This is a genomic window from Actinosynnema sp. NPDC023658, assembly GCF_040639995.1.
Lineage (GTDB): Bacteria > Actinomycetota > Actinomycetes > Mycobacteriales > Pseudonocardiaceae > Actinosynnema.
Genome location: NZ_JBFAAX010001114.1, coordinates 1 through 1,719, shown reverse-complemented (window position 1 = coordinate 1,719; position 1,719 = coordinate 1). Strand labels below are relative to the sequence as shown.

The following is a 1,719-nucleotide window of genomic DNA, read 5'->3' as shown; positions in this document are numbered from 1 at the left end:
GGAGGTGCGCCCCGACCCCGACCCCAGCCGCACGCCGCTGGTGCAGACCGTCGTGGCGCTGCACCAGCCGCTGCTGCGGGACGCGGCGTTCGGCGAGCTGACCGCCACCGAGCACGACCTGCCCCGGCCGGTGGCCCGGTTCGACCTCGTCGTGGAGTTCTGGCCGCGCGGCGACGACCTGGCGCTGACCGTCGAGTACAACACCGACCTGTTCGACGCGGGCACGATCGAGTCGCTGTGCGACGACCTTGACGCGTTGCTGCGCCAGGTGGTCGACGACCCCGACCGGCCCCTGCGCGGCCTGGTCGAGCTCGACTTCGCGCCCGACGACGCGGTCCGCGTCCGCGGCGTCCGGGTCGACCTGGCCGAGGTCGAGCGGGCGATCCGGCGACACCACGAGGTGACCGACGCGGCCGTCGTCCTGGCCGACCGGCGGCTGGTCGCCTACGTGACGCCCCCGATCGGTCCCGCCGCGCTGGCGGGGTTCCTGGAGCAGGTGCTGCCCGCGCACGCCGTGCCCACCACGTTCGTCGGCCTCGACCACCTCGACCGCGACGCGCTGCCGGCGCCGCCGGAGGAACGCACCGACGTCCGCTACGTGGCGCCGCGCACGCCGGTCGAGGCGGTGCTGGCCGACGTGTTCGCCGAGGTGCTGGGCGCGGCCCGGGTCGGCGTGCGCGACAACTTCTTCGCCCTGGGCGGTGACTCGATCCTGGGCATCCAGGTCGTCACCCGCGCCCGCCGCGCGGGCCTGGTGCTGACCTCGCGGGACATCTTCGCGCACCAGACCATCGCCGCCATCGCGCCGCACGTCACGCGTGACCTGCCGCCCGCCGCCGACCAGGGCGCGGTCACCGGCGACGCGCCGCTCACCCCGATCCAGCGCTGGTTCCTCGACAACCACAGCGTGCGCCCGGAGCACTTCGACCAGTCCGTGATCGCGGACCTGGGCGCCGACGGCGAGCTGGACGTGCCCGCGCTGCGCACCGCCCTGACCGCGCTGGTCGAGCACCACGACGCGCTGCGCACCCGGTTCGAGGGCGACCGCCAGGTCGTCGGGCCCGTCACGCGGGCGGACCCGCTCGCCGTGCGCCACTTCGACCTCGCGGAGGGACCTCTGCTGCGGGCCGAGGTCGTCGACGAGCGGTCGGTGCGGCTGACCGCGCACCACCTCGTGGTCGACGGCGTCTCGTGGCGGGTGCTGGTCGAGGACCTGACCACCGCCTACCGCCAGGCCCGCGAGGGCCGCACCGTCCACCTCGGGCGCAAGACCACCTCGTTCCGCGACTGGGCGACCCGGCTGGCCGGGCACGCCGCCCACGGCTTCGACGCCGAGCTCGACCACTGGAACGCCGTGGCCGCCACCCCGGGCGACGTCCCGGTGGACCGGCACGGCCCGAACACGGTCGACTCGCAGCGCGAGGTCACCGTGCGGCTCTCCGCCGAGGAGACCGGCGCGCTGCTGCGCGACGTGCCGGGCGTGTACCGCACGCAGGTCAACGACGTGCTGCTGACCGCGCTCGGCCGCGTGCTGGCCGACTGGACGGGCCGGCCGCGGGTGCTGGTGGACCTGGAGGGCCACGGCCGCGAGGAGCTGTTCCCCGACGTCGACCTGTCCCGCACGGTCGGCTGGTTCACCACGATGTTCCCGGTCGCGCTCGACCTGCCCGGGGACGGGGACTGGGGCGCCGCGCTCAAGGCGGTCAAGGAGCAGCTCAG

Annotated in this window: 1 protein-coding gene; it reads left to right on the top strand. The window is 75.3% G+C overall.

Features of this window, described 5'->3' with window-relative positions; all coding sequences use genetic code 11:
- A partial coding sequence (locus tag AB0G02_RS38655; RefSeq protein WP_360805015.1) for a condensation domain-containing protein occupies positions 1-1,719 on the top strand: 1,719 nt, incomplete at both ends.